This window comes from Labrys sp. KB_33_2 (assembly GCF_052114505.1).
Classification (GTDB): Bacteria; Pseudomonadota; Alphaproteobacteria; order Rhizobiales; family Labraceae; genus Labrys.
On the sequence record NZ_JBFREW010000010.1, the window covers coordinates 163,773 to 190,355 of the forward strand.

A 26,583-nucleotide genomic window follows, 5' to 3' on the forward strand; every position below is an offset into this window, starting at 1 on the left:
GCATTGAAGAAGGCCGGACCATGGACCGGCGCGGATCGGCGCGCAAGGCGCCGAAGACTCCTCTTCCTCGGCTGCTTCAGGCCGGTGGCGCGCGGTCGGCGGCGTCGAGTTTCTCCTCCAGCCTTTTGACCAGTTGCATCAACTCCACGACTTGAGTCTCACGCAGGAAGTCTATCTTCTCATGCAACAGCTCGATCTCCAGTTCCGCCTTGGTGTTGACGTCATAGTCATGGGTGGCGGCAGCACGGTCGATGGTGGCCTGCCGGTTCTGGCTCATCATGATGAAGGGGGCGGCATAAGCCGCCTGGAACGACAGCGCCAGATTGAGCAGGATGAAGGGATAGGGATCCCAATGCTGGACGAAGGCGATGACGTTGAGCACCACCCAGGCCGCCAGCACGGCCGATTGCACGATGATGAAAGGCCAGCTTCCCATGGTGGCGGCGACCGCATCGGCAACGCGGGCGCCGAAGGACATCGCCGCCTGATCTCCTCCTCGTCGGACGCGTCGCGACTGGCGCAACCGGTGCAGGAGTGCCAGCTCCTCGTCATGAAGCTGATGGGCTTTGGCGATGAGGCTCATCTTCCGTTCTTTCCGACTCTGCTTGCGGTGCGGGAATGCTACAAGGTTCCCTGGCTGAACGGCGGAAATTGTCGGGCGCGCATACGGGCCGCGACGCCGGACTGTAGGCAGGAGAATGGGACATGGCGGGCGAACCCCACCGTATCGTGGTCGTCGGGGCAGGTTTCGGGGGCCTGGAAGCTATCCATCACCTCAAGAGGGCGCCCGTCGAGATCACGCTGGTGGATCGGCGCAATCACCATATCTTCCAGCCCCTGCTCTATCAGGTTGCCACCGCCTCGCTGGCCACCTCCGAGATTGCCTGGCCGATTCGCCATCTCATGCGCGGCCGGCCGGAGGTGACCACGCTGCTCGGTGAAGTCGGCGGCATCGACGCGCCGGCGCGGCAAGTGTGCCTGAAGGACGGCGCGATGCTTGCCTATGACACGCTGATTCTGGCGACGGGCGCGCGCCACGCCTATTTCGGTCATGACGAATGGGAGCCTCACGCCCCCGGCCTGAAAGCGATCGAGGACGCCACCACCATTCGCCGGCGCATTCTCATTGCCTTCGAAAAGGCGGAACGCGAGACCGATCCCAAGGTGCAGGACGCTTTGCTCACTTTCGTGATCGTTGGCGCTGGACCAACCGGCGTAGAGCTCGCCGGCACCATCGCCGAACTGGCGCGCGACACCCTGGCTCCGGATTTTCGCCGTATCGACACGCATAAAGCACGAGTGGTGCTCGTGGAGGCTGGGCCCCGCGTGCTCGCAGGCTACCCCGACGACCTCTCCGATTACACCAAGCAGTCGCTCGAAAGCCTTGGTGTCGAGGTGGTTCTCGGCGCCGCGGTCACCGCATGCACCGCCGAGGGCGTCGTCCATGGCGGCAAGCTCCTGCCAGCACGCACCATCGTCTGGGCCGCGGGCGTGCGCGCATCCCCGGCTGCCGAATGGCTCGCTGTCCCGGCGGACCGGAACGGTCGAATCATCGTCGAGCCGGACCTGACTGTGCCGGGTCATCCCGAGATCTTCGCCATTGGGGATACCGTCAGCCTCACCGGCCCGGACGGCAAGCCCGTACCCGGCATTGCGCCGGCCGCCAAGCAAGCCGGCGTTTATGTCGCCCGGGTGATTCGGGCCCGGCTGGCGGGCGATCCTGCCCCGCCTCCTTTCCGCTATAAGCATCAGGGCAGCCTGGCGCAGATCGGCAAGAAGCGCGCGGTGATCGATTTCGGCTGGATCAAGCTGCGCGGCTCGCTCGCCTGGTGGATCTGGGGCATCGCCCACATCTATTTCCTGATCAGCGTACGCTCTCGCCTCAGCGTCGCCCTGAGCTGGTTATGGATCCACACCCGCAATCAACGCGGCGCCCGCCTGATCACCCAGGGCGGGGACGGGGACGATTCGTCGCTCGAAAAGGGGTGAGGGAATCACCCCGGCCTCGATTCGTCCGCCAACGACCTCCCGCGCTTGCCCTTACGGCAGGACTTCGGCGATCTCTCCACAAAGGCTTGTGTGCCATTTTGGGTCATCCACCGGGATGGTAAATGAAACATGACCGGAACATGGCAATTCAAAGACAGGGTGAAGGCGGCGATTTCGCCAGAGATTCCGGAGCCTTGAGGCTGCCGGCTCAAGCTTGTCCCCGTTTTCCACAGCCTCTACCATATGTAGATAGTCACTCATTTTGCCGGCACTAAATCTTGACGCCACCCCCGTCGAGTCATACCTATTGAGTCATAGTCGGAAACGTCGGCGGCGGGGGTAACCTCGCGGGATTGCGGGGCACGAGCCCGGCATTCGAACGTTGGCAGGGCCATGCACTCACCGACAAGTAAACAGGATGTCAGGCAGATTTCGAACCGAGCCGTAACGCTGGCACGGCGCGAATTTTTGCGTCTAATTTTCGGGGCAGAACGCAATGCGGATTGATCGGCTTTACACCAAGAAGGGGCAGTCCCCCTACGCGTCCATCGCGTTCCGGACCGCGACGAGCGAGATCCGGAATCCGGATGGCTCGATCGTCTTCCGGCTGGAAGGCATCGCCGTTCCGGAGGCCTGGAGCCAGGTCGCCGCCGACATCCTGGCGCAGAAATATTTCCGCAAGGCGGGCGTGCCCGCCCGTACAAAGAAGGTGGAAGAGAACGCCGTTCCGTCCTGGCTCTGGCGCACCATTCCCGACAAGAAGGCTCTGGCCGCCCTCCCCGAGGCCGAGCGTTTTGTCGGTGAGACTGATTCGCGCCAGGTCTTCGATCGCCTGGCCGGCACCTGGACCTATTGGGGCTGGAAGGGCGGCTATTTCGACAGCGAAGACGATGCGCAAGCCTTCTTCGACGAGCACCGCTACATGCTCGCCATGCAGATGGTCGCGCCCAATTCGCCGCAATGGTTCAACACCGGCCTGCACTGGGCCTATGGCATCGATGGCCCCGGCCAGGGCCATTTCTATGTCGACTACAAGACCGGCAAGCTGACCTCCTCGTCCTCGGCTTACGAGCATCCCCAGCCGCATGCCTGCTTCATCCAGTCGGTTGCCGACGACCTCGTCAACGAGGGCGGCATCATGGATCTGTGGGTGCGCGAGGCGCGCCTGTTCAAATATGGCTCGGGCACCGGCTCCAACTTCTCGGCCCTGCGCAGCGAGGGCGAAAGGCTTTCGGGCGGCGGCCGTTCCTCCGGCCTGATGTCCTTCCTCAAGATCGGCGACCGCGCCGCCGGCGCCATCAAGTCGGGCGGTACCACCCGCAGAGCCGCCAAGATGGTGGTTGTCGATGCCGATCATCCCGATATCGAGACCTATATCGACTGGAAGGTGAAGGAAGAGCAGAAGGTTGCCGCCCTCGTCACCGGCTCCAAGATCGTGCAGCGCCACCTCAAGGCTGTGATGCGCGCCTGCGTGCAATGCGAAGGCCCGGGCGAGGATTGCTTCGATCCGGAGCGCAACCCGGCCCTCAAGCGCGAAATCAAGGCGGCCCGCCGCAACCTCGTCGCCGACAATCTGGTCAAGCGCGTCATCCAGTTCGCCAAGCAGGGCTACAAGGATATCTCCTTCGACACCTATGACACCGATTGGGACTCGGAGGCTTATCTCACCGTCGCCGGCCAGAATTCGAACAATTCCGTGCGCGTGGACGATGCCTTCCTCAACGCGGTCGAAAAGGACAGCGATTGGGAGCTGAAGGCCCGCATCACCGGCAAGACCATGAAGACACTGAAGGCCCGTGACCTCTGGGAGAAGATCGGCCACGCCGCGTGGGCTTCCGCCGATCCGGGCATCCAGTTCCACACCACCATCAATGACTGGCACACCTGCCCGGTCTCGGGGCCGATCCGCGCATCCAATCCGTGCTCGGAATACATGTTCCTCGACGACACGGCCTGCAACCTCGCCTCGCTGAACCTGCTGCAGTTCCGTGAGAAAGACGGCAGCTTCAACCTGGCCTCCTACGAGCATGCCGTCCGTCTGTGGACGATCGTGCTCGAAATCTCCGTGATGATGGCGCAGTTCCCCTCCAAGGCGATCGCGGAGCTGTCCTATCGCTACCGTACGCTGGGCCTGGGCTATGCCAATATCGGCGGCCTCTTGATGACCTCGGGCATCCCCTACGACTCCGATGCCGGCCGCGCGCTCGGCGGCGCCTTTTCGGCAATCATGACCGGCGTCGCCTATGCGACCTCGGCCGAGATGGCCAGGGAGCTCGGCCCCTTCCCGGGCTTCGAGCCGAACCGCGAATCCATGCTGCGCGTCATTCGCAACCATCGCCGTGCCGCCCATGGCGAGGCAACGGGCTATGAGGCGCTGGCCACCGCACCGGTCGCGCTCGATCTCGCTTCTCTCGCAGCCCTCGGCGACAACGGCAAGGCCATCGTCGAGCATGCCAAGGCCGCCTGGAACAACGCCCTGGCGCTGGGCGAGGCCCATGGCTACCGCAACGCCCAGGCGACCGTGATCGCGCCCACCGGCACGATCGGCCTGGTGATGGATTGCGACACCACTGGCATCGAGCCTGATTTCGCCCTGGTGAAGTTCAAGAAGCTCGCCGGCGGCGGCTACTTCAAGATCATCAACCGCGCCGTGCCCGAGGCCCTGCGGACGCTGGGTTATTCGGAAGCCGACATCGCCGAGATCGAGGCCCATGCCGTCGGCCATGCCTCGCTGCGCCAGGCGCCCGCGATCAACCACACCTCGCTGGCCTCCAAGGGCTTCACCGAGGAGAAGCTCGCTCTGCTCGAGAAGTCCCTAGCTTCGGCCTTCGACATCAAGTTCGTCTTCAACAAGTGGACACTCGGCGAGGACTTCATCACCGGTACGCTCGGCGTGCCGGCCGAAAAGCTCAACGAGCCTTCCTTCGACCTCCTCGCTCACCTTGGCTTCGCCAAGGCTGATATCGAGAAGGCCAACATCCATGTCTGCGGCGCCATGACCCTCGAAGGCGCGCCGCATCTGAAGGCCGAGCATCTGCCGGTATTCGATTGCGCCAATCCCTGCGGACGCTTGGGCAAGCGCTTCCTCTCGGTGGAAAGCCACATCCGCATGATGGCGGCGGCGCAGCCCTTCATCTCGGGCGCGATCTCCAAGACCATCAACATGCCCAACGACGCCACGGTGGAGGACTGCAAGGCTTCCTACATGCTGTCCTGGCGCCTGGCGCTGAAGGCAAACGCCCTCTATCGCGACGGCTCCAAGCTCTCCCAGCCGCTCAACTCGCAGCTTCTGGCCGACGAGGACGAAGCCGACGCGGTGGAAGAGCATCTCGAGCGCTCGGTGCCCGCCCGTGCGGCCCAGGTCGCCGAGAAGATCGTCGAGCGTATTATCGAGCGGGTGGAAGTGGCGCGCGAGCGCGAGAAGATGCCCGACCGCCGCAAGGGTTACACCCAGAAGGCGGTGGTGGGCGGCCACAAGATCTATCTGCGCACCGGCGAGTATGACGATGGCCGCCTCGGCGAGATCTTCATCGACATGCACAAGGAAGGCGCTTCCTTCCGAGCGATGATGAACAATTTCGCCATCGCGATCTCACTCGGCCTGCAATATGGCGTGCCGCTGGAGGAATATGTCGAGGCCTTCACCTTCACGCGTTTCGAGCCCTCTGGCTTTGTGCAGGGCAACGACTCGATCAAGAACGCCACCTCCATCCTGGACTATGTGTTCCGCGAGCTCGCCATCTCCTATGTCGGCCGGTACGACCTCGCCCATGTCGTGCCTGATGAGGATGGCCATGCTACGCTTGGCCGTGGTGACGGAGAGAGCAAGGCGCCGGCCCAGCCAGTGACCGTGCCTGTTTCGCGCGGCCTGGTGCGCTCCAAGACCGAGCGCTTCGTGGTGATGCCCGGCGGTGCCACCGCGGCGTCGAACACGCTCGCCCCGGTATCAAACGATGCTCGCGGCGCCATCACGGCCCTGTCCAGTGCCGTGAATACCGGCCTCAGCCGCGGCGTGGTCGCCGGCCCGGGTGCGCACGGTCTTGGTGCGCACACCGTCGGCGCCACGGCGCTGAAGGAGGAGCCCGCCCTCGACGCTCTCGCCTGGGAAGCCCCGGCCGCTCCCGCGGTCAAGCCGGCCTCCGAGCGCCGCAAGGAAGCCAGGCTGCGCGGCTATGAAGGCGAAGCTTGCCCCGAATGCGCCAACTTCACGCTGGTGCGCAACGGCACGTGCCTGAAATGCGACACATGCGGCGGCACCACCGGCTGCAGCTAACGGTGGATGGAGAGTACTCCAAGGTGCGATGGATGCCATTGAACATCCACCGCCGTTGACGAAAATGGCGTGATTTCAAAGCCTTGGAAAATTCGAATGATGCACCCGCCAAACATGTTTGGCGGGTGCATCTTTTTTGAGGCCATCGCCCCGATTGCGGTGCCTGTAGCTGCAGATTGCCCTGCTCACCGCCAACCGAGCGCGGGCGCGATCTCGGTCAAGATCGTCTCGATGACATGGGCGTTGTAGGCGACGCCGAGCTGATTGGGGACGGTGAGGAGCAAGGTATCGGCCTCGGAGATCGCCTCATCCTGCCTGAGCTGCTCGATGAGCGCTTCGGGCTCGGCGGCATAGCTGCGTCCGAAGATCGCGCGCGTGCGCTCGTCGATGAAGCCGATCTGGTCCTCCCCATCGCCTCCCCGCCCGAAATACATGCGGTCCTCATCATTCATCAGCGCGAAGATGCTGCGGCTGACGGAGACCCGGGGCTCACGCGCATGGCCGGCATCCTTCCACGCCGCACGATAGGCGCGGATCTGCTTGGCCTGCTGAATATGGAAGGCCTCGCCGGTCTCGTCGTTCTTCAGGGTCGAACTTTGCAGGTTCATGCCGAGCCTGGCGGCCCAGATCGCGGTTGCATCCGATGAGGCCCCCCACCAGATCCGTTCTCGCAAGCCCTCGGCATGCGGCTCGAGGCGCAGCAAGCCCGGCGGATTGGGAAACATCGGCCGCGGATTGGGCTGGGCGAACCCTTCGCCGCGCAGCAGGTTCAGGAAAACCTCCGCGTGCTGGCGCCCCATATCGGCATCGCTCTTGCCTTCCGCCGGCTGATAGCCGAAGTGGCGCCAGCCATCGATCACCTGCTCGGGCGAGCCACGGCTGATGCCGAGCTGCAGGCGGCCCTTCGAGATGAGATCGGCGGAACCCGCATCCTCGACCATGTAGAGCGGATTCTCGTACCGCATATCGATCACGGCGGTGCCGATCTCGATGCGACTGGTCCTGGCTCCCACGGCCGCCAGCAAGGGAAAAGGCGAGGCAAGCTGACGCGCGAAGTGATGGACGCGAAAATAGGCGCCATCCGCACCCAGCTCCTCCGCCGCAACGGCCAGATCGATCGACTGCAGCAGCGTATCGCCGGCAGATCGCGTTTGCGATTGAGTTGATGGTGTCCAGTGCCCGAACGAAAGAAAACCGATCTTCTTCATGCGAAATGTCTGCCTGCTGAATTCCCAAATGCGCCCCGCAGCGGGAAACCGTGCCGGCGCGCTTCAGATATAGGGAGTGAAGTTACATTCCGGCAGGCCCCCTGAACTGGACGATCGGCTCGAAGCCCGTGACGGCAAATGGCCCTTCATCGAGAAGATCGTCCTTGATGCCCGCGTTTTGCCATAGGACGAGCTATAGGCAGTCGCAATCGCGAAACCGGCAAAGCCGATCTGGTCATCTTGAACTCGCTTTGCGCCCTAACGCTCCCAGCCTTGCGTAAATGGGAAGCGTTCGGCCCAGATGGCCGTCAGCCGAGGATCGGCATCCACCCGGCGTATCGTCTCCGCCAGACCGGGCGCAACCTCATAGAAGCGCCGTCGCCCGGGCGACCACCGCGAGGCCGTGGCCACATAGAGATCGAGAACCGACAAATCCTCGCCGAGGAGATAGCGCCCCGGCCGCAATTGCATCTCCATCAATTCCCAGCAGCGAGCGATACGATCGAACAAGCGGGTTTTGACGGCCGCGTGATGCTCCGCTCCTTCGATGATACGAGAAGGATTATCGGTAATCCAATAAAGGGCGTAAATGGCCGAAGATACATAGGTCATCCAGCGCAGGAATGCCGGGCGCGCAGCCTCGGTCAACGCCGGCGCGAGCCGTCCGTGAGGATAGGTATCGGCCAACCAGATCAGGATCGCAGCGCTCTCGCTGATCACGTCACCCGTAGGCAGTGCCAATGCCGGAACCTGCAACATGGGATTGATGCCAACGAGCTTGCTCGCTTCCTGTCCCCCCTCCCATGGAGCGCATTCCTCCACGCGATAAGGCAATTCAAGAAGGCTAAGGGCCGCCTCGATCGGAACCGATCCTGAGCCTGCCGCTCCATAGACAACAAATGTCCCGGTCACCCCTTCTCTCCTCCGTAACACGCGGCCAAGGCTAGCGATCCAACCCGCCCCATCCTTCTTCGAACTTGGCATCAGGCGGCACCGGAATATCTCCACTATCTTTCAAAAAACGACGCAATTTCAGGATTCTGCAAGTAGTAATTCATCTATCGAACACGCTTGGAAGTGTGAGCCCTTTTAAGGCCAGGTCACCCAAAACCGGCGATTTTCCTGATGTGGTCACTTCAGGCGTGACGGGATCATTCCAGCCGGCAACCCGCCCGGGTCAGCATGTCGCGCAAGATCACCGGCGTCGCGGGTATCTGCGCCGCATTTGCCGCATCGGCCGCAACCGGGGCAAGCGCCTGCCTGACAGTTCGGTCATCAAGCTTCAGGCCTGTCTTGCAGGCCGCCTTCCCAGCCGCAAGACCGACAAGGACGCCGGCGCTCTCGCCCACGCCGGCAAGATAGGCGGTCAGCACTTGATGGGCGATGGCATTGCGCGGAGCCTCCTCGAGCATCTGCACCACCTGCGCGACCGAAATTTGCCCTCGCGTGGTCGAGGGAGCCGCCTGGGCAGGCGAGGACAGATGCGAGCAGAGGCAAGCGATAGTCAGGCCGACGCCGCGAATTCGAATGGTGGACATGATCCGATTTCCCATGAACAGTGAAGTCAGGGATTTCATTTCATAAAAAAATATTATTGTAAAACGATAATTTATTTCTATTATGCAGTATGTTTTAGGAGATCAAGATGTCTACCACCCATGCCATTTCAAGGATGGAGCGAACCAGGCGCATTCGGGTGACCGGCCGCTACATGGCTCCATTCTGCGCGATCCTTGCGATCGTCCTCGTCGGCCTCATGCTGCTCTATTGGGCGGTCATGCCCTCGGAACGGCTGCTCGCCGATGCGCGCCTCGCCGCGCCGGGATACGGCGATCTCAGCCTTGCTACGCGTATCCTCGCCTGCATGGTTTCGATGGCGCCGCTCGGCGCACTGGTCTGGGGCCTGATGCAGGCACGCCGCACCTTCAGGTCCTTTTCGACCGGTTCCCTCTTCGAAGCCGATGCGATCCGGGGCCTGCGCGGCCTGGCGCTCGCACTCCTGGTTTCTGCGGCTGCAAGACCCTTTTGTGGTGCGGCCTTGTCGGTCATCTTGAGCTGGAACGGTTTGCCGGGCACACGCACTCTGGCGATCAGCCTCGATTCGAGCATGCTGATCGAGATCGTCTTCGCTGCGCTGGTGATGGTGATCGCCTGGATCTTGTCGGAGGCGGCCGCGATTGCGGATGAAAACGTCCAGTTCGTCTGAGTACCCACCCATGCCCATCCGCGTCCGTCTCAATGTCATGCTGGCAGAGCGCAACGTGAAATCGAAGGATCTCGCCGAACATGTCGGTATCACGGAAGCGAATCTCTCCTTGCTCAAACAGGGCAAGGTCAAGGGCATCCGATTCGATACGCTGGAGAGGATTTGCGAGTATCTCGACTGCCAACCAGGCGATATTTTGCGTTTTGAGCCCGATTAGGGGCATTTCAGGCCGATTTTTCTGACTTTGCTCCCAAGGACTTTACAACTGCCCCCTCCACCGCCATCTTGGAGATGTTCGCAACCAACGAAAGGAGGTGATCCAGTGTCTAACTTTACGAAGGTCCTGGGAATTTGCACTGGTTCAGCCAAGGCGGCGTCCGCCGCTTGACGTTCCGGCTGCTAAAGCCTGGATCATCCCCGGATGAGAGGTGAGCGCTTCGGTGCTCCCGGCATCCGCCAAGAACCGGCCGGCGCGCGAAGCAATTCGCGCGCCGTTGCTGTTTTAAAGGTTTCCTGCTCCGCTGCCCGAGGATCGGGCGCGTTGGAACGGAAGACGCGCATCGCCCTCGGGCGCATGGTCGCAGTGCGCCTCGCCGACGAGGCATATCCTTTACACAAGATGAGGTCTTGGCTATCGCAGGTTCGCGCGCCCTGCCCCGCGCTCTCCAACGCAGCGGCGGCAAAGCGCCTTTCCGAGGACCTTCCGTTGAGCCCAGCCGTCACGACCTATGCCGCCCTGGTGATCGCCGTGGTCTTCGAGATCATCGCCACCTCGTTCCTCAAGGCCTCGGAGCAGTTCACCCGGCTGTGGCCGACGGTGATGATGGGGCTGTGCTACATGGCGGCCTTCTATTTTCTCTCCTACACGCTGCGCACCATGCCGGTCGGCATCGCGTATGCGCTGTGGAGCGGAATCGGCATCGTCCTGATCTCGCTTGTCGGCCTCGTCGTCTTCCACCAATCGCTCGACCTGCCGGCCATCGTCGGCATCGGCCTGATCCTCGCCGGCGTGTTGATCATCAACCTGATGTCGAAGTCGGTCAGCCACTGAGCCGACCCAGCCAGCTTAGACACCCCAACGCGCAGGGCGCTTCTCCAGGAAGGCCTCGACACCCTCGCCGGCATCCTCTTCCATCATGTTTTGTGCCATCACCTCGCCAGCAAAGGCGTAGGCCTCACCGAGCGCCATCTGACGCTGGCGGTAGAACATCTGCTTGCCGTAGCGCACCGCCACCGGGCTCTTGGCCAGGATCTCGACCGTCTTGGCTGCTATAGCGGCATCGAGCTCGGCGTCCGGCACCGCCTGGTTAATCAGGCCCCAATCCGCTGCCGTCTCGGCATCGATGAAGCGGCCTGTGACCAGCATGTCGAAGGCGCGCTTGGTCGAGATGTTGCGCGACAATGCCACCGCCGGCGTGGAACAGAACAGCCCTACATTGATGCCCGAAACTGCAAATCGCGCTGCCTGCGAGGCGATAGCGAGGTCGCAACTCGCCACCAATTGACACCCTGCCGCTGTGGCGATGCCATGCACCCGCGCGATCACCGGCACGGGCAGCGCCTGGATCGCCTGCATCACCCGGCTGCATTGGGCGAACAACGCCTGATAATAATCGAGCCGGCGATTGGCGTGCATCTGACGCAGATCGTGTCCGGCACAGAAGGCCTTGCCATTCGCCGCCAGCACCACGCAGCGCACTGTCCTGTCCCCGGCAATCGCGTCGAGAGCCTGCTGCAACGCCTCCAGCATGCCATCGGAGAGGGCGTTGAATTGCTGCGGCCGGTTGAGAGTGAGCGTCGTCACCCCCGCTTTGTCTTCACGCAGCAGGATCGGTTCGCAGGGGCGCTCCAATTGCGTGTTCTGGATCGAAACGGCGACGGTCATGGCAACACTCCGCAGCAGGACGGCCAGTCTACGCGCCCGGCCGCCACGATCGCAATATCAGGCTGGCTTGGCCAGCCCGACTTTACTCAGCCCGGCTTGCGGATGCGCAGCACCGTGAACAAGCGCGCAGGCGCCACCTCACGCCGCTCGATCAGTTCGGCCTGGGGTTTTCCCGCCAGCCACTCCGCCATCACGGCATAGGGAAAATAGGGCCGCCAGCCGAGCCAGCCGCCTGCACCGATAAGCGCCTTCTCTCCCCGCACACGCCAGCCATCCTCGGCGGAGAAATGGTTGAGGATGATCATTTCGCCACCCGGCCTGGTCACGCGCCACATCTCGTCAAGTACCGCGTGAGGTGAAGGAGCGACGCTGAGAAGATAGGGGGCCAGCACCACGTCGAAGCGCCCTTCCTGGAATTCCAGGGCTTGCGCATCCATCACCCGCAGAGCCTTGACCTGGTCGAGGCTCTTGCGCTTGACCCGTTCGCGGGCAATGTCGAGCATCGGCCGGGCGAGATCGATGCCCACGATACGTAGATTGCTTGGCATCAGGACAAGCTCGAGCCCGGTTCCGACCCCCGCTACCAGCACCTCACCATTGTTGCCTGCAGCTTGGGCGACTGCCCGCGCCGCGGCCAGCCGCCCGGGATGGAACGGCCAATCAAAAAACAGATCGTAGAACCGAGCCCAGCGATAATAGGTGCGCGCGTATGACGGCTCCGCAGCCGTGTTGCTTTCTCTCCCAGCCCATTCCATCGGAAAAGCCCTTTCACCTTGCCGATCATGGCGCCATCCGGTTCAGCCGAAAGGCAATCATGACCCCTGGAGCAAAGTACGTCTAAGCGGAAACGCCGCCTTGCTCTCGCCCTTTGTTTCGACGCCTTGGCACTTCAGCCAAATCGCAAAACGCTTTTGTGGATGATGGCCGGTTTCGGTCCGGCGCCCGCCTCCCGAGCCGAATGCCGATTTTCGAGGCATCCGAACGGCGCCTCCTGCCCAACGACATGGCGCCTAGTCTATTTACGCCTCTTTCTTTTCAAACTATGACGCAAAGAGTCAAGGATTCGAATGCTCACATCCCAGATGTGGTGTCGCAGGCAGGCAGGTTACAGGGAAAACGCGCGGAGTCACCCCCGGTTCCCGCCATCGATCGGACGGCATAGGACGATATTCCGGTTCAGCGCAGGAGTTTCAACGATCCGGTAAGCGAGCGGATCCATTTCGAAGGGCCGGCAAGCCCGAGGCCGTCGACCTCCTCCTCGGCGAGATCGCGCTCCGGCATGGACGTACCATAATCGGCAAAAACATGGAGGCTGCGGGCAAAGGCCGGAAACGGTACCACCGCCCGTTCTTCGATCGCCGGCAGAGCCTTGAGCATGATCGCACGGATGGTTTCGCCGTCTGCCTGCAGCACCGGAACGGGCCGGTTGGCGCTGACGTCGATGCGCCGTGCCTGTCGATCGGCAAGCTGGGTCGCCCCCAGCGCCGGCATCCGGGCACCGAGCCCGACGCAGACGGCGCCGACCGTATTGGCAACCAAGCCAATCGGCAGAGCGGGGTTGACGATGATGGCCAGGCGGATGTCGTCGCTCACGGATGTCTCCTCGCTGATGTCGAAGAGGCAGGGATAGCGCAGTCTCACCGGTCAATTTTGCCTTTTTATTCTCTATTTGCGATAAATTTGGTAGGTCATACCCAATTTATCACTTCAGAAGGTAGAACATGCCTCGTCCTGGCTTCGAACCCGCCGATACGCGAATCCTGACCGCCTTGCAGGAGGACGGGCGTCTCACCAATCAGGACCTGGCCGACAAGGTCGGGCTTTCGACCTCGCCCTGCTGGCGGCGCGTGCGAAAACTGGAGGAGGATGGCATCATCCAGGGCTACAAGGCCGTACTGGACCGCCGCAGGCTAGGGCTCGGCGTGCTCGCCTTCATCCGCGTGAAGATCGACAGTCACAGCGAGGCGGAAGCCGAAGCGTTCTCCGACGAGGTCCTGCGGCTTGAGGAGGTCGTAGCCTGCTATTCGATCGCCGGCGATGCCGACTTCCTGCTGCAGGTCGTAGCAGCGGACCTCGACGCCTATGCCCAATTCGCCATGGCCACCGTGCGCCGCCTGCCCCGCATCAAGGAAATGCAGACGACCTTCGTGCTCAAGGAAATCAAGGCGTTCCGTTCCCTGCCGGTCGGGCTGTGACCGATCGCATACCGACAAGGCCGCTATGGTGAGGGGAGAAAGCCTCCCTCACCCAAGCATCGAATTCGTCTCAAACCACAGCGCTGACCTGGATCTCGACCAGCAGTTCCGGAGCGGCCAGGCGCGCCTCCACCGTGGCGCGCACCGGCAGATTGTCCTTGTCGACCCACTGGTCCCAGACCTCGTTCATCTGGTCGAAATGGGCGATGTCACGCAGCCAGATGCTGGCGCTGATCAGCTTGGACTTGGAGGTGCCGGCCTCGGCCAGCAACGCGTCGATCTGGGCGAGGATGTCGCGGGTCTGTCCGACGGTATCGGCCGCCTCGTCGCGGCCGGTGATGCCGGCAGTGGTGATGATGCCATTGACGATGACGGCTTCGCAGAACCGCTTGCCGGGATGCAGACGCTTGATCATGGAACACTCCTGTTGGGATGAAGGATAGGTGCGAATCTCCTCCGCCGATCTCACAAGATGGTCTTGCCGAAGGCGGAGAGGATGAAATTGGCGCATTCGGTGCCGATAGTGGCCGGCAATTGCGCATCGATGCCGGCAACGCTGAGGGAGCGCAGCCTGCCGCTCAGCGCCGCCATCTCCATGGCCGAATGGGTCTCGCGCACGGTGATGCCGCCGATGCCGCCGCTCCAATCCGACATGTCGGTGGCGGTCGGCGAATAGCAAAGATGGAAGCCGCGCGTGCCGGCGCAGGCGATGGCGATTGCCTCGCGCATGGCATGGCGCAGTCCCACCGCGTCGATCTCGGCCATGGTATAAACACGCATGCGCGAGGCCTTCAGGGCTTCGACCTCAACTGGATCGGCATCGCGCAAGCCGAGCAGAACAACATTCTCCGCTGCGATATGGGGTGGCAGGCGAGCGAGCAGGCAGCCGAGCACGGCATTCTCCGCGGGTGCTCCCTCGCCGTCATCGGGCATCATCGCTGCTTCGGAGTCGATCCAGATCAGTCCCAGCGCATCGTGGCGTCGCCCCGCCGTCTCGATGAAGGACATGATATCGGCGCGCCGGGCGCCGGTAGACAGCACAACCGACGCCTCCGCCCCCGCCGGCTCGAAGCCCAGACGTTCGATGCGTTCTGCGACATGATGGCTGGCCAGCAGCGCACGCCCGACCTCATCCGTCTCGATCGCATAGCTCCGGCTCAGGCCCTTTTCCATCACGTCCCGCATCGGAACCTTCTCCACATATTCCGACGTCATCACCGTCAGCAGCGCCCCATAGTTCAGCCGGAAACTGACATCCTCCCCTACCGCAAGCGGTGGATCGGCGTCGGTGAGGTCGAGCACCAGATGGTCGCTGGAAGCACCCAGCACGCGCACGCCCGGACGGGTCGGCATCAGGCCCTCGGCGATGACATCCTCCCGCCCGATATTGGCGATACCCCGGAGGCGGTCGCCCTCGTCGATGAAGATAGGCACATTGCCGAAGGCGTCGATGCCGGATTTGCCGATCGGCATGGAGGGCTTCACCTTCACCTCGAGCAGTTCGCCGGTGAGTTGGAAGGCGTCGCGGTCCAGTGCCTCCCAAGGCTGCTCCAGGAAGGTGTCACGGCCACCTTGCAGAATGGCCTCGCCGATCCTGAGATTGTTGACGCCCGCCGGCATGCCGCCCGCCAGCAGCAAAGGCAGCGAGGAGGAATTGCCGCCCGAGACCCAGTCGAGATGGCGGCCGGTGACGCTTTCCACCTTGTAGGCATGGGCAACCAGTTGATCGAGATTCTCCTTGGTGGGAATGATGGCGCCGAAACAGGTGAGATTGGTGCCGACGCCGGCAATCCGCACGCCGGGCAGTTCCATCACCGCCTCCACGGTCGGAATCAGGTCGCTCGGCCAGATCCCTTCCCGGAGATCGCCGAGGTCCACCATCAGGATGACGTCATGCACGCGCCCCAGCCGCTCGGCCACGCGCGAAATCTCGCGCATCAACTGAAGCTCGGACTGCAGGCTGATGTCGACCGTCCGCACCAGTTCCTCGACCCGCGAGGATGGCGGGCTGCGCAGCAGCATGATCGGGCAATCGATGCCGGCATCGCGCAGCCGGCGGATGTTCTCGAAACGCGACTCGGCGATACCGGCAACGCCGCCACGCAGCATCGCCCGCGCCACCTGGGGCATGCCGCAGGTGCCCTTGGTCACGCCGAAAGGCGTGATGCCCGATCCGGCGCAAGTCTCCACGATGGTACGGGCATTATGTTCGATCCGGGCGAGATCGATCGAAATCTGAGGATCCGGCATGGTGTCAGTTCCGGTAAAGCAGGCCTGTCGTGTCGATCTCCGGGCGGCGCCCGGCGACGAGGTCGGCGGTGAGTTTTCCCGAGCCGCAGGCCATGGTCCAGCCGACATGGCCATGGCCGGTGTCGAGATAGAGATTGGCGTAGCGTGCCCGGCCATGCACCGGCACCGAGCCCGGCATCATCGGACGCAGCCCGGCCCAGAGTACGGCCTTGCTCTCGTCGACCGCGCCGGGGAAGAGGTCATGCGCCGTCCTGAACATGGTGGCGAAATCAGCCGGCTTATAGGTGCGGTCATAGCCGGCGAATTCGGCCGTGGAGGCGATGCGCAGCCGGCTGCCGAGGCGCGAATAGGCGATCAGCCTGTCCTCGTCGACTCCACCCATGGTCGGGCCCTTGTCGTCGTCGACCGGGATGGTGGCGGTATAGCCCTTCACCGGATAGACGGGCACGTCGATGCCGATCTTGCGGGCGAGCAGCGAGCTCTCGGGCCCGAGCGACACCACCACGGCATCGCAGGCGACCGGTCCCTGATCGGTCAGCACGGCCTTCACCCTGTCGCCTTCGACATCGAGGCCAGTCACAGTGGTCTTGAAGCGGAATTGCGCGCCGTGGCGCTCGCGGGCGAGCTCGGCAAGGCGGCGGGTGAACAGGCAGGAATCGCCTGTCTGGTCCATCGGCGAATAGACACCGCCGGCGATCTGATGCTTGACGGCGGCGAGCCCCGGCTCCAGCGCGACCAGGCGCTCGCGGTCGACCACCTCGATCTTCAGTCCACGCTCGGCGATATAGCCCATATGCTTGGCGCCGGCCTCCAGGCTCTGCTGGGAGCGGTAGAAATAGAGGATGCCCTTGCGCTTGTCGTCGTAGCTGAGGCCCGTCTCTTCCTGCAGCGCATTGATGCATTCGCGCGCATAGAAGGCCAGCCTGAGCTTCACCTCGGTATTGGCATTGGCGCGAGCCTGCGTGCATTGCAGCAGGAAGCGCCAGGTCCAGGCCAGGAAATTCGGATCGAGGCTGAAGCGAACCTTGATGCCCATGTCGGGCTTGTAGAGGGACTTGATGAAGGTCGCCAGCGCCGCCGGCGACGCCCAGGCGGTGGAATCGCCGGGCGAGACCAGCCCGGCATTGCTCTGGCTGGTACCGCAGGCGACGTCGTCATGCCGCTCGATCAGCGTGACCTCATGGCCATCCCTGGCCAGATACCAGGCCGCAGCGGTGCCCACGACACCCCCTCCCAGAACGACAACCCTCATCGCGCCCTCCCAACGGAGCTTTATTCCGTATTATCAATCTATTATCGCGCCAGGTTCGTCTTTCTTCTTATCTGTAGCGACGCGGGCCGGTCAGCTTACCGTCCCCTGCTTGAAGGTCGGTGCAAACCCACCGGAATCGCCGTCGTTGAACCGGATGAAGCGCGCCTCCTCCCGGAACTCCGCGCAGGATTGGTGCCAGATCACGCCGGGCCAGACCAGTTCGACCGAGGCATCCTGCGGCCGATAGAGCGCCGTATAGAGCGTTCCATACCCCCTGCCATACGAGGTCTGGTAGACGGGCGGGCGCAGGAAGCCCGCCAGAACGTTCTCGGTGCTCTGACGTACCGCCAGCGCCTTCTCGAGCGCCGCCTCCCGTTCCACCGATTTGGTGGTCTGGGCATGGCGAGCCCATTCCACGCCATGCTGGTGGTTGGTGCTGACGAGCTTTGCCACCACCTCGGCTGGACGGTCGGGATTGACATAGACGGTGGCGTGGTGGCCCTCGCGATCGATCAGCGCCACCGAATAGGACATGTGCACGGGGATGCGCCGCAGCATCTCGATCGCCTCGGCCGTGTTGGAGGCGAATTCCAGCACATAGCGCAGCACGATCGGAATGCCGAAGCCGGCCCCCGCCGCGGTCCGCCCGCCGAACGAGAGCGAGACGGCAAGGCCATCCTCGTTGATGCCGTCGAGCACGCCCCACAGGCAATCGACCACTGCCACCACCCGCTTGCCGTTGAGGCGGGTGGCGAGCCACGAGCCCTCCAGGAGGCGCGGGCTATAGTCGTAATTGCGGATGAGCGCCGGCTCGGGATCGGTAATGATCGCCTGGGAGCAGCCGCCGACATAGACCGGCGGGCACCACATCGACAGGAAGCGCGCCTCCAGGTCGCCGTCGCCCGCCGCTGAGACGATCGCCTCATAGGCCGGAAGCAGTTCCGGCATATGGGCGCGCAGCGCCTTCAGGCTTGCCAGGTAGGTCGGGCGAGCCCTGATGCCGTCGCGCATGAACCAGCGGCTATAGGCATGCCAGTGCCGGTCGAACAGCTGGCGCCACTTGGCGCCGGGCTGGTCCTCTTCCACGGCTTCGAACAGGAGATCCATGATGGCACTTACAGGATCTTGAAGGAGCCGGCCGACGGCGTGTCGTCACGCTGGACCTCCGTCAGAGGCTTGGTGGCGTAGAGCCGCTTGATGCCCTTGATCCAGTTCAGCGCCCGCTCGTTCAGGTCGAACTCATCGTTCATCACCCGGCCTCGCGTGATCAGGATGCCGAGATCAGCGCCTTCATAGCGATAGTCACCGGGACCCGTGATACGCAGGAAGAAGGCCTCCTGCTCGTTCTCGATGGCCTGGCGGTGATAGTCGAAGCGGTCGTAGGACACGCTCCCATCGGGCGCCATGCGATAAATGCCCGACGAGGGCGCATGGGTGACGATGTCGACGATATTGTCGGTCGCCTTGATCACCACCTGCGACCAGCTATCGATGAACTCCTTTTGCGCCCAGCGATTGTTCAGCTCTTCGACATCGATCTTGTATTTGATGCCGGAGAACTCCATCAGATGGAACATGAACAGCGGCGCGTCGGCATAGGCGAAGGCGGCGTGGTTGGTCATCGAACTGGCGCCGCAGATGCGCGGATTGAGCTCGCCCAGATAGACCTCGTTGTCCTTGACGTCGATCAGGAAGTCGAGGTCGAAATAACCGCGATAGCCTTCCTTCACCAGCTGGTTGCCGAAGCGATAGGCCATGTCGCGCGCCTTGGCGCGGATGGTCTCGGAGAAGGCGCCGGGGAAGATCTCGTTGCCGCACCAGCCGCCCTTATAGGGCGTCAGCTCGGGCTGGCCGACGACTTCCGTGAGCAGCGGGCCGACCAGCGTGCCAGACTTGGTGGCGCAAGCCTCCATGGTCGCGCCACGGCACTTGATCCGCTTCATGATCTTGACCTCGTCCTCGGCCGAGATCTCCTTGGCATGCTTGTTGTATTCTTCCTCATTGGAAATGAAGAAGGTGGTGTGGCCGCTGTCGCCGAAGGCGGTCTGGATCACCAGGTCGGTGCCGATGCCGGCCTTCTTGGCGGCAGCCAGCAATTCTTCATAGCTCTTGGCGCCGGCCAGCGTGTTCGGCACGGAAGGCACATTGGCCTTGTTGCCGATGCGCACCGTTTCCATCTTGTTGTCGCAGCGCTGGCGCAGCGACGCCTTGGGGAACCAGACCTCGATGCCGAGATCGTTGCAGATCTCCTCGGTCGTCTCGTCGAACATCAGGAAGGTCGCAACGGCGCGGCCGCCGCGGCGCTTGATGTAGTCGATCACTTCCTTGTGCTGGAGAAGATAGTTGTTGATGTCCTCGATGCTCTCGAATTCAGCATGAGGGATCTCGCTGGGAACGAAGACGTTGGGGTGGCGCCCATCAAAGCAATCGATATAGCTGATGAACTTGAAATTCCTGACCCATTCATCAATACCGATCAGGTTGAAATTCGTCGCCGATATGAAATAGATCGGCTGCTCGTTGCGATGCATGACAACGCGCAGATCGGCAACATTACGAATGGTCTTCATTGCGAACCCCTTATGCTTTCCTGATCTTATCTTGTGCTTTTTCTTATGCTTTTTCTTTGGCATACGGTCAGAACCTAGCAAACTCGCTCGCTACAACACCATATCCGATTCCGAAATCGGGTATGGTGCCGTAGGTCTTTGTTGTTGCATCGTTTTTTCCCGAAAACCGGCATCCACTTTTCGGCACGATGCTCTAGCGTGTCAAGCGCGTCGTGACGTGCTTCACGTCCAGATAGGACGACATCCCCCAGGGACCGAGCTCGCGCCCGATGCCGCTGGCCTTGAAGCCGCCCCATGACGTCTGGACGAAGATCGCCTGCGGGCTGTTGATCCAGACATGGCCTGATTCCAGCGCATCGGCGACGCGATTGGCCTTGTCCTCATCGGAGCTGACGACGGTGGCCACCAAGCCAAAATCGCTGTCATTGGCGAGTTGCACGGCTTCGACCTCGCTGTCGAAGCTGCGCATGCACAAGACCGGGCCGAAGATCTCCTCCCGCCAGAGCGGGCTGTCGACGGGAACGTCGCCAAAGATGGTCGGCTCGACGAACCAGCCCTGATCCAATCCTGCCGGCTTGCCGCCGCCGGTCAACAGCTTCAATCCGTCCGCCCTGCCGCGCTCGATATAGGACAGCACCTTGTCGTGCTGGGCCTTCATGGTGATCGGGCCTATCTCAGTTCCCTCGTCGAGCGGATCGCCGGGCTTGAGAGCACGCGCGGCCGCCACGACTGCTTCGATCAGCCTGGGGGCGATCGAGCGTTCGACCAGAAGGCGCGAGGTCGCCGAGCACATCTGGCCGGCATTGAAGAAGATACCGCCCAGCACGCATTCCACCGCCTGGTCGAAATCGGCATCGTCGAAGACGACGATCGGCGACTTGCCGCCGAGTTCCAGGCTGACCGATTTGGTACCGGGCGCCCCGGCTGCCATCACCCGGGCACCCACGGCGTTGGAACCGGTGAAAGAAATCTTCGCAACATCGGGATGCACCGTCATCGGCGCGCCCACCCGCTCGCCGGTGCCGGTGACGATGTTGAGCACGCCGGGCGGCAGGCCGATTTCGCCGGCGATCAGGCCCAGCTCAAGCTCGACCACCGGCGTGATCTCGGACGGCTTCAGCACTACGGTACAGCCGGCGGCCAGCGCGGGCGCCACCTTCCAGGAGGTCGTCACCAGCGGGAAATTCCAGGGCACGATCAGGCTGGCGATCCCAGCAGGCTCGCGGCGCAGGCGCGCGCCGAAGGTCGCATCCGGCACGGGGACGTTGCGGTTCTGATTGGCTTCGAGGTCGGCGGCCAGCTCGGCATAATAGGCAAAGGACGCGGCCGCATCCGCCATATCGATGCGCGCCTCACCGAGCGGCTTGCCATTATTGCGCGAGGAGATGCGGGCCAGTTCTTCCGCCCGCTCGGTCAGTCTGTCGGCGATGGCCTTGAGATGGCGCCCGCGCTCGCGCCCGCCGGCGGCGCGCCAGGCCGGGAAAGCCGCCTTGGCCGCCTCGACGGCCTTGGCGACGTCGGCCGGACCGGCCGCCGCGACCTGATGATAGGCAATGCCCCGATAGGGATCGAAGACCGGGATCTGCCCGGGCTCGACCGGATCCTGCCAGCGACCGTCGATGAAGAGCTGGTGCTGCATGCCCAGCCTCACTGCGCCAGTGCCGAAGCCAGCGCCGAGCCCGCCCGGATCTCGATCACGGTGGGCACGTCGCGTGTCGTGGAGGCAGCAAGTTCCTGCGTCAGCTCCTCGATGGAGGCGGGCAACGCCGCCGCGCATCCCAGCGCGCGCGACAGGCCAACGAAATCCGGTGTGAAGATGTCGACGCCGATCTGCGGAATGTCGCGTTCGGCCATGAAGGCCTTGATCTCACCATAGGAGGTATTGTTCCAGATGATCACCACCGCCGCGATCTTGGCTTCGACCGCGCTGGCCAGTTCCTGCAGGGAGAATTGCAGGCCGCCATCGCCGATCAGGCAGACGGAGGGCCGGTTGGGTGCACCCAGCTTGGCCCCGAAGGCCGCCGGAAGGCCATAGCCAAGCGTGCCGTATCCGGTGGAGGAATTGAAATAGGACCGGGGCTGGGGCGCCTGGTAGAACTGGTTGACGGCATAGACCGGTTCAGTCTGATCGCCGGCGACCACCGCCTCCGGCAGCGCCTTGGTTACGATCTCCATCAGCCTGGCATGCGTACGACAGGCCGGCCACAGTCCTTCCTCGACCTTGGCGCGCACCGCTTTGGCGCGCGCCTCGCCATCGCCTATCGGGCGTCCTTCGCCAAGAGCTGCCAAAAGCGCTGCGGCGGCCAATTTGGCATCGGCGGCGATCGGCAGGTCGCAGCGCAGGCCGGCCGCTAGCTGGAGCGGATCGATGTCGATCCGGATCAGCGGCCCGCCGAATTTGAGCGTCTGGGGTTCGGGATACATTTCCGTCTCGCCGAACTCGGTACCGATAGCGAGGATCGCATCGCTCGCCGCCAGTTCCGCCAGCAGGGGTGCCATGCCGAGATTGCCGTTGAGGGCGAGCGGATGACCGGGCTCAAGAATACCCCGGCCATTGATGGTGGTAAAAACAGGCGCATCGAGCTTGCCGGCTATGGCGGTGATCTCAGCCGCCGCATCGGCGGCGCCGCCGCCTGCCACGATGAGCGGACGCCTGGCGCCCTTGAGAATTGCTGCGGCCTTCTCGATATCAGCCACACCGGCGGAGGCCTTGGCCGGCAAGGGCCAAGCCTGCGTCGACAGATGGTCGGCCGGCGCGACGATGATGTCGAGAGGGATCTCGATATGCACGGGCCGGGGACGCTGCGAGTTGAACACGGTGAAGGCGCGCGCCATCACCTCAGGAAGCTGGTTGGGATCGAGTAGCGTATGGCTGAAGGCGCTTACGCCGGCTACCAGATTGCGTTGGGAGGGCAGCTCATGCAGCCGCCCCTGCCCCATTGCCAACTGATCCCGGGCGTTCACCGCGGAGATGACCAGCATCGGCACCGAATCCGCATAGGCCTGGCCCATGGCGGTGGCGATATTGGTCATGCCAGGACCTGTCACGATGAAACACACGCCAGGCTTGCCCGTCACCCGGGCATAACCATCCGCCATGAAGCCGGCGCCCTGTTCGTGGCGCGGGGTGACATGGCGGATCTTCGTGGCCGGCAGGCCGCGATAGAGCTCCACCGTGTGCACGCCGGGTATGCCGAAGATCAGATCGACGCCATAGGACTCCAGCAGCCTAACAAGATATTCGCCGGTGGTGAGGGACGGGCCTGACATGTGATGCACCGATTGTTGGGATTATCGCCTCTGCACGCCGGGAAGCACGCAGAGCATTTCGAACAGGAGATTGGCCGCCGTGATCGCGGTATTGCCGGCCGGATCATAGGGCGGCGACACTTCGACGAGATCGCAGCCGACCAGGTTCAGTCCCCAGCAGCCACGGATGATTTCGAGCGCCTGGATGGTGGTGAGCCCGCCGATTTCCGGCGTGCCGGTGCCGGGGGCGATGCTGGGATCGAGGCTGTCGATATCGTAGGTCAGATAAACAGGCCCGTTTCCGACCTGGGCGCGGACTTCCTCCATCAACGGCGTCAGCGACTTGTGCCAGCACTCCTCGGCCTGCACCACACGGAAACCCTGTTCGCGCGGCCAGTCGAAGTCGTCGGCAGCATAGCCGGTTCCGCGCACGCCAATCTGCACACAGCGCTTGGTATCGAGCACACCTGCTTCCACAGCGCGGCGGAAGGGCGTGCCGTGGGCGATCGGCTCGCCGAACATGTGCTCGTTGATGTCGGCATGGGCATCGATATGGATCAGGCCGACGGGGCCGTATTTCTCGGCCATGGCTCGCAGGATCGGGTAGCTCAGCGTATGGTCACCGCCCAGCGTCAGCGGACGGCAGCCATTCTTGATGATCTCGCGATAGGCGTTGGTGATGATGTCGACGCATTTGGGCAGGTTGAAGGTGTCGATGGCGACGTCGCCGATATCGGCGACCTGCAGGCTGTCGAACGGGGCGGCACGGGTCGCCATGTTATAGGGGCGGATCATGCAGGATTCGGTGCGGATCTGCCGCGGCCCGAAACGCGTGCCCGGCCGATTCGAGGTGCCGATATCCATGGGAATGCCGACGAAACAGGCGTCCAGCCCATCCGTGGTCGGCTGCGTCGGCAGCCGCATCATGGTGGCGGGGCCGCCGAAACGCGGCATCTCGTTTCCACCGAGCGGCTGGTTGAAGAATCTGGCTGTCATGACTTCCTCCGATGGAGCCGGCGGCCGCCACTCCTGCGATCGCCCGCTTCCTGAACTTCGAGTAACTGGAGCCCGAGGCCCCAGTTTCTGGTAGCCGGTAATGCCCTACTCGTCCACGCGCGGCAGGATGAGGCAGGGTACCGGCGAATTATGCGCGATCTTGCTGGAATTGGAGCCGAGGAACACCCGCATCAGCGGTCCAAGATTGCTCGATCCCACCACCAGCAATTCGGCATTCGCCCACAGCAGCGAATCGAAGGCGGCCTTCCAGTTCTTGCCGTCGCCGATCTCCGCCGAGATCGCGACCGGCCCGTCCCAATGATCGAGGACGGCGGCCTGTGCGGCGCTCGCCTGTTCGCGCAAAGTGTTGGAGACGATGTTCTCGGCATCGTAGCCCGCCCCGGTCGGATACATCTGCTTGTCGCGCACCACCAATGTCACCAGCCGAAGCGGCACACCGAGCAACTGGGCAAGATCAGAACTGCGCCGGGCCAGCCCCGGCGAAGTGGCGCTGCCGGCAAAGGCGCAGCTCAGCCGCCGCACCTGCGTCCTCGCATCGGCCGAATAGCCCCTCGGCGCCACGGCGACAGGCAGATGGGCCGAGCGCAGCACATCCGTGGTGACGTGCCCCTCCCCGAAGCGCCCGAGCGGGGCGGCACGGGTCGACCCCAGCACCAGGCAATCGGCGCCGATATCGGAAGCGACCTGCAACAGCCCTTCACGCGCGGACGAGGCGGAGACGATGACGAACTCGGCCTGGACGTCGGGAGGCAGGCTCGCCTTGGCTTTCTCCTGCGCCTTCATGGCATGCTGGCGCAGGAAATCACCATATTCACCGTCGACACGGGCCGGCGACGGCGGCCCCCAGGTATCGGGCGTGACGGTACAGACCACGAGCGAGGCGTTGCATGAGCGCGACAGCACCGCGCCAAGGGCGAGAGCCTCGCGCCCGCCTTGATCGGCGGAAAGACCAACGAGATATTTCATTGGGCCGCCTCGCCAACAGCGTTGTCGGGGGTTTCCAGCCGCGAATGGCGAGCAGAATAGCTGAAGTAGAGCAGAGCCGCGATGGCGATCCACACGCCGGTGATGGCGAAAACGATGCCGCTCAGCCGCAGGATGAGATAGATGCAGGCGATAATGGAGAGCACCGGCAGAACCGGGCCGAACGGGACGCGATAGCCACGCACCATGTCGGGCTGGGTGTAGCGCAGAATGAGCACGCCGGCCGAGACCACGGTAAAGGCCACCAGCGTGCCCATGCTGGTGAGATCCCACAGCAGGCCTGATGGCACGAAGGCAGCGATGACAGCCACGAAGACCGAAACGATGATGGTGCAGGCGACCGGGGTCATCGTACGCGGGTTCACGTCGTGGAAGATAGCCGGCAGCATGCCGTCACGGGAAACCGCGAACAGGATGCGCGACTGGCCGTAGAGCACGATCAGCGTCACCGAGAAGATCGAAATCACCGCGCCGGCGGCCAGGAGATTGGCGGGCCAGGCGGCACCGGTGATGTTCTGCAGGATGGTGGCGAGGCCCGCTTCCTGCCCGTTGAACTGGTTGGCAGGCTGGACGCCGAGGGCGGCGATGGCCACCAGCACATAGAAGGTGGTAACGATGATCAGGGCTGAAATGATGGCGAGCGGCAGATTGCGCTTGGGATTGACCACTTCCTCACCCGCCGTCGACACCGCATCCAGGCCGACGAAGGTGAAGAAGATCGAGGCGGCCGCCGCCTGCACGCCGTTGAATCCCTTCTCGCCGAAGAAGGGCGTGAAATTAGTGGCGTTGAAGGCACTGCCGGCAATCACGATGAACAGCGTCAGCACCGCCAGCTTGATCAGCACCATGATGGCATTGGTGCGTGCCGATTCCTTAGAACCGCGCAGCAGCAGCATGCAGCACAGCGCCACCAGGATCACGGCCGGCAGGTTGATCAGGCCGGAGCCCTCCGCGAAGAAGGCCATGGCAAAAGGGTTGTCGCTATCGGGAAGCGTAATCGGTCCCTTGATCATCCAGCTGGGCAGCACGATGCCCGTCATGTTGCTCAGGAGTTTCTCGACATATTCGGCCCAGCCGACCGCCACCGCGGCGGCGGAGATGCCATATTCAAGCACCAGGCAGGCCGCCACGAAGAAGGCGACGCCCTCGCCCAGGGTGGCGTAGGCGTAGGAATAGGAGGAGCCGGAGACCGGGATCATCGAGCTCATCTCGGCGTAGCATAGCGCCGCCAGCCCCGCCGCAACGGCGGCGATGATGAAGGAGATCACCACGGCCGGGCCGGCCACGGGCACCTGCTCGCTGAGCACGAAGAAGATACCGGTACCGATGGTGGCGCCAACGCCGAACATGGTGAGCTGGAACAAGGTGATGGAGCGACCAAGATGGCCGTGGCCATCACCACTATCGGCGGTATCGGCAACCAGTCGATTGACCGGCTTCTTGCGGGTGAGCCGCTCGATGAGGGATGACGCCATGGTTTCACTTCCCCTGGATTGCCCTTTCGG

At 63.1% G+C, this 26,583-nt stretch carries 23 protein-coding genes; 6 read left to right on the top strand and 17 right to left on the bottom strand.

The window, feature by feature from the left end; translation table 11 throughout:
• Window positions 1–76: 76 nt before the first annotated feature.
• Entirely contained in the window at window positions 77–583 is a 507-nt protein-coding gene (locus AB4037_RS18620; RefSeq protein WP_434956021.1) for a DUF1003 domain-containing protein, read from the bottom strand.
• Between the two features lie 122 nt (window positions 584–705).
• On the opposite strand from AB4037_RS18620, the gene AB4037_RS18625 reads away from it, so the two are divergent.
• Complete coding sequence (locus AB4037_RS18625; RefSeq protein WP_441772516.1) at window positions 706–1,989, top strand: NAD(P)/FAD-dependent oxidoreductase; 1,284 nt, start codon at window positions 706–708, stop codon at window positions 1,987–1,989.
• Between the two features lie 496 nt (window positions 1,990–2,485).
• The gene (locus AB4037_RS18630; RefSeq protein ID WP_441772517.1) at window positions 2,486–6,262 is read left to right on the top strand and encodes a vitamin B12-dependent ribonucleotide reductase; all 3,777 of its coding nucleotides are present in this window, start codon (window positions 2,486–2,488) and stop codon (window positions 6,260–6,262) included.
• 185 nt (window positions 6,263–6,447) lie between these two features.
• Here AB4037_RS18630 and AB4037_RS18635 read toward each other — a convergent pair whose 3' ends face one another.
• From AB4037_RS18635 to AB4037_RS18645, 3 genes are all read right to left on the bottom strand, one after another.
• Window positions 6,448–7,470: an LLM class flavin-dependent oxidoreductase gene (locus AB4037_RS18635; RefSeq protein ID WP_441772518.1), complete on the bottom strand. Its 1,023-nt coding sequence runs from the start codon at window positions 7,468–7,470 to the stop codon at window positions 6,448–6,450.
• A 258-nt stretch (window positions 7,471–7,728) separates the two neighbouring features.
• Entirely contained in the window at window positions 7,729–8,382 is a 654-nt protein-coding gene (locus AB4037_RS18640) for a glutathione S-transferase family protein (protein WP_441772519.1), read from the bottom strand.
• Between the two features lie 239 nt (window positions 8,383–8,621).
• Window positions 8,622–9,008 carry a chlorophyllide reductase gene (locus AB4037_RS18645; protein ID WP_441772520.1) on the bottom strand — a complete coding sequence of 129 codons (387 nt, stop codon included), beginning with the start codon at window positions 9,006–9,008 and terminating at the stop codon, window positions 8,622–8,624.
• Window positions 9,009–9,115: 107 nt separating this feature from the next.
• On the opposite strand from AB4037_RS18645, the gene AB4037_RS18650 reads away from it, so the two are divergent.
• From AB4037_RS18650 to AB4037_RS18660, 3 genes are all read left to right on the top strand, one after another.
• The gene (locus AB4037_RS18650; RefSeq protein WP_441772521.1) at window positions 9,116–9,676 is read left to right on the top strand and encodes a DUF2975 domain-containing protein; all 561 of its coding nucleotides are present in this window, start codon (window positions 9,116–9,118) and stop codon (window positions 9,674–9,676) included.
• Between the two features lie 10 nt (window positions 9,677–9,686).
• On the top strand, window positions 9,687–9,893 hold the full coding sequence (locus AB4037_RS18655) for a helix-turn-helix domain-containing protein (RefSeq protein WP_434956014.1): 207 nt from the start codon (window positions 9,687–9,689) through the stop codon (window positions 9,891–9,893).
• Between the two features lie 402 nt (window positions 9,894–10,295).
• A complete protein-coding gene (locus tag AB4037_RS18660; RefSeq protein ID WP_441772645.1) occupies window positions 10,296–10,727 on the top strand; it encodes a DMT family transporter in 432 nt (143 codons plus the stop codon).
• A gap of 15 nt (window positions 10,728–10,742) precedes the next feature.
• Here the strand turns inward: AB4037_RS18660 and AB4037_RS18665 are convergent, their stop codons facing one another.
• From AB4037_RS18665 to AB4037_RS18675, 3 genes are all read right to left on the bottom strand, one after another.
• Window positions 10,743–11,561: an enoyl-CoA hydratase gene (locus tag AB4037_RS18665; protein WP_441772522.1), complete on the bottom strand. Its 819-nt coding sequence runs from the start codon at window positions 11,559–11,561 to the stop codon at window positions 10,743–10,745.
• Between the two features lie 86 nt (window positions 11,562–11,647).
• Window positions 11,648–12,316: a class I SAM-dependent methyltransferase gene (locus AB4037_RS18670; RefSeq protein WP_434956011.1), complete on the bottom strand. Its 669-nt coding sequence runs from the start codon at window positions 12,314–12,316 to the stop codon at window positions 11,648–11,650.
• 421 nt (window positions 12,317–12,737) lie between these two features.
• A complete protein-coding gene (locus AB4037_RS18675; RefSeq protein WP_441772523.1) occupies window positions 12,738–13,154 on the bottom strand; it encodes a DUF2000 domain-containing protein in 417 nt (138 codons plus the stop codon).
• Window positions 13,155–13,282: 128 nt separating this feature from the next.
• Between AB4037_RS18675 and AB4037_RS18680 the strand changes: the two genes are divergently transcribed.
• On the top strand, window positions 13,283–13,756 hold the full coding sequence (locus AB4037_RS18680) for an Lrp/AsnC family transcriptional regulator (protein WP_434956009.1): 474 nt from the start codon (window positions 13,283–13,285) through the stop codon (window positions 13,754–13,756).
• A 70-nt stretch (window positions 13,757–13,826) separates the two neighbouring features.
• On the opposite strand, the gene AB4037_RS18685 is transcribed toward AB4037_RS18680, so the two are convergent.
• The 10 genes from AB4037_RS18685 to AB4037_RS18730 form a co-directional block, all read right to left on the bottom strand.
• Window positions 13,827–14,171, bottom strand: a complete 345-nt coding sequence (locus AB4037_RS18685; protein ID WP_149251187.1) for a RidA family protein — start codon at window positions 14,169–14,171, stop codon at window positions 13,827–13,829.
• A gap of 50 nt (window positions 14,172–14,221) precedes the next feature.
• Entirely contained in the window at window positions 14,222–16,006 is a 1,785-nt protein-coding gene (locus tag AB4037_RS18690; RefSeq protein WP_441772524.1) for an alanine racemase, read from the bottom strand.
• A gap of 4 nt (window positions 16,007–16,010) precedes the next feature.
• Window positions 16,011–17,258: a D-amino acid dehydrogenase gene (locus AB4037_RS18695; protein WP_441772525.1), complete on the bottom strand. Its 1,248-nt coding sequence runs from the start codon at window positions 17,256–17,258 to the stop codon at window positions 16,011–16,013.
• A 90-nt stretch (window positions 17,259–17,348) separates the two neighbouring features.
• The gene (locus AB4037_RS18700) at window positions 17,349–18,365 is read right to left on the bottom strand and encodes a C45 family autoproteolytic acyltransferase/hydolase (protein WP_441772526.1); all 1,017 of its coding nucleotides are present in this window, start codon (window positions 18,363–18,365) and stop codon (window positions 17,349–17,351) included.
• An 8-nt stretch (window positions 18,366–18,373) separates the two neighbouring features.
• On the bottom strand, window positions 18,374–19,828 hold the full coding sequence (locus AB4037_RS18705) for a biotin carboxylase (RefSeq protein WP_434956005.1): 1,455 nt from the start codon (window positions 19,826–19,828) through the stop codon (window positions 18,374–18,376).
• A 193-nt stretch (window positions 19,829–20,021) separates the two neighbouring features.
• Window positions 20,022–21,467 carry an aldehyde dehydrogenase family protein gene (locus AB4037_RS18710; RefSeq protein ID WP_434956004.1) on the bottom strand — a complete coding sequence of 482 codons (1,446 nt, stop codon included), beginning with the start codon at window positions 21,465–21,467 and terminating at the stop codon, window positions 20,022–20,024.
• Window positions 21,468–21,475: 8 nt separating this feature from the next.
• Window positions 21,476–23,098: a 5-guanidino-2-oxopentanoate decarboxylase gene (locus AB4037_RS18715; RefSeq protein ID WP_441772527.1), complete on the bottom strand. Its 1,623-nt coding sequence runs from the start codon at window positions 23,096–23,098 to the stop codon at window positions 21,476–21,478.
• A 21-nt stretch (window positions 23,099–23,119) separates the two neighbouring features.
• Entirely contained in the window at window positions 23,120–24,073 is a 954-nt protein-coding gene (gene speB, locus AB4037_RS18720) for an agmatinase (protein ID WP_441772528.1), read from the bottom strand.
• 105 nt (window positions 24,074–24,178) lie between these two features.
• Window positions 24,179–25,060: a universal stress protein gene (locus AB4037_RS18725; RefSeq protein WP_441772529.1), complete on the bottom strand. Its 882-nt coding sequence runs from the start codon at window positions 25,058–25,060 to the stop codon at window positions 24,179–24,181.
• Window positions 25,057–26,553, bottom strand: coding sequence for an APC family permease (locus AB4037_RS18730; protein WP_434956000.1), 1,497 nt, complete (start codon window positions 26,551–26,553; stop codon window positions 25,057–25,059). The genes AB4037_RS18725 and AB4037_RS18730 overlap by 4 nt, the downstream gene beginning before the upstream one ends.
• Window positions 26,554–26,583: the final 30 nt, after the last annotated feature.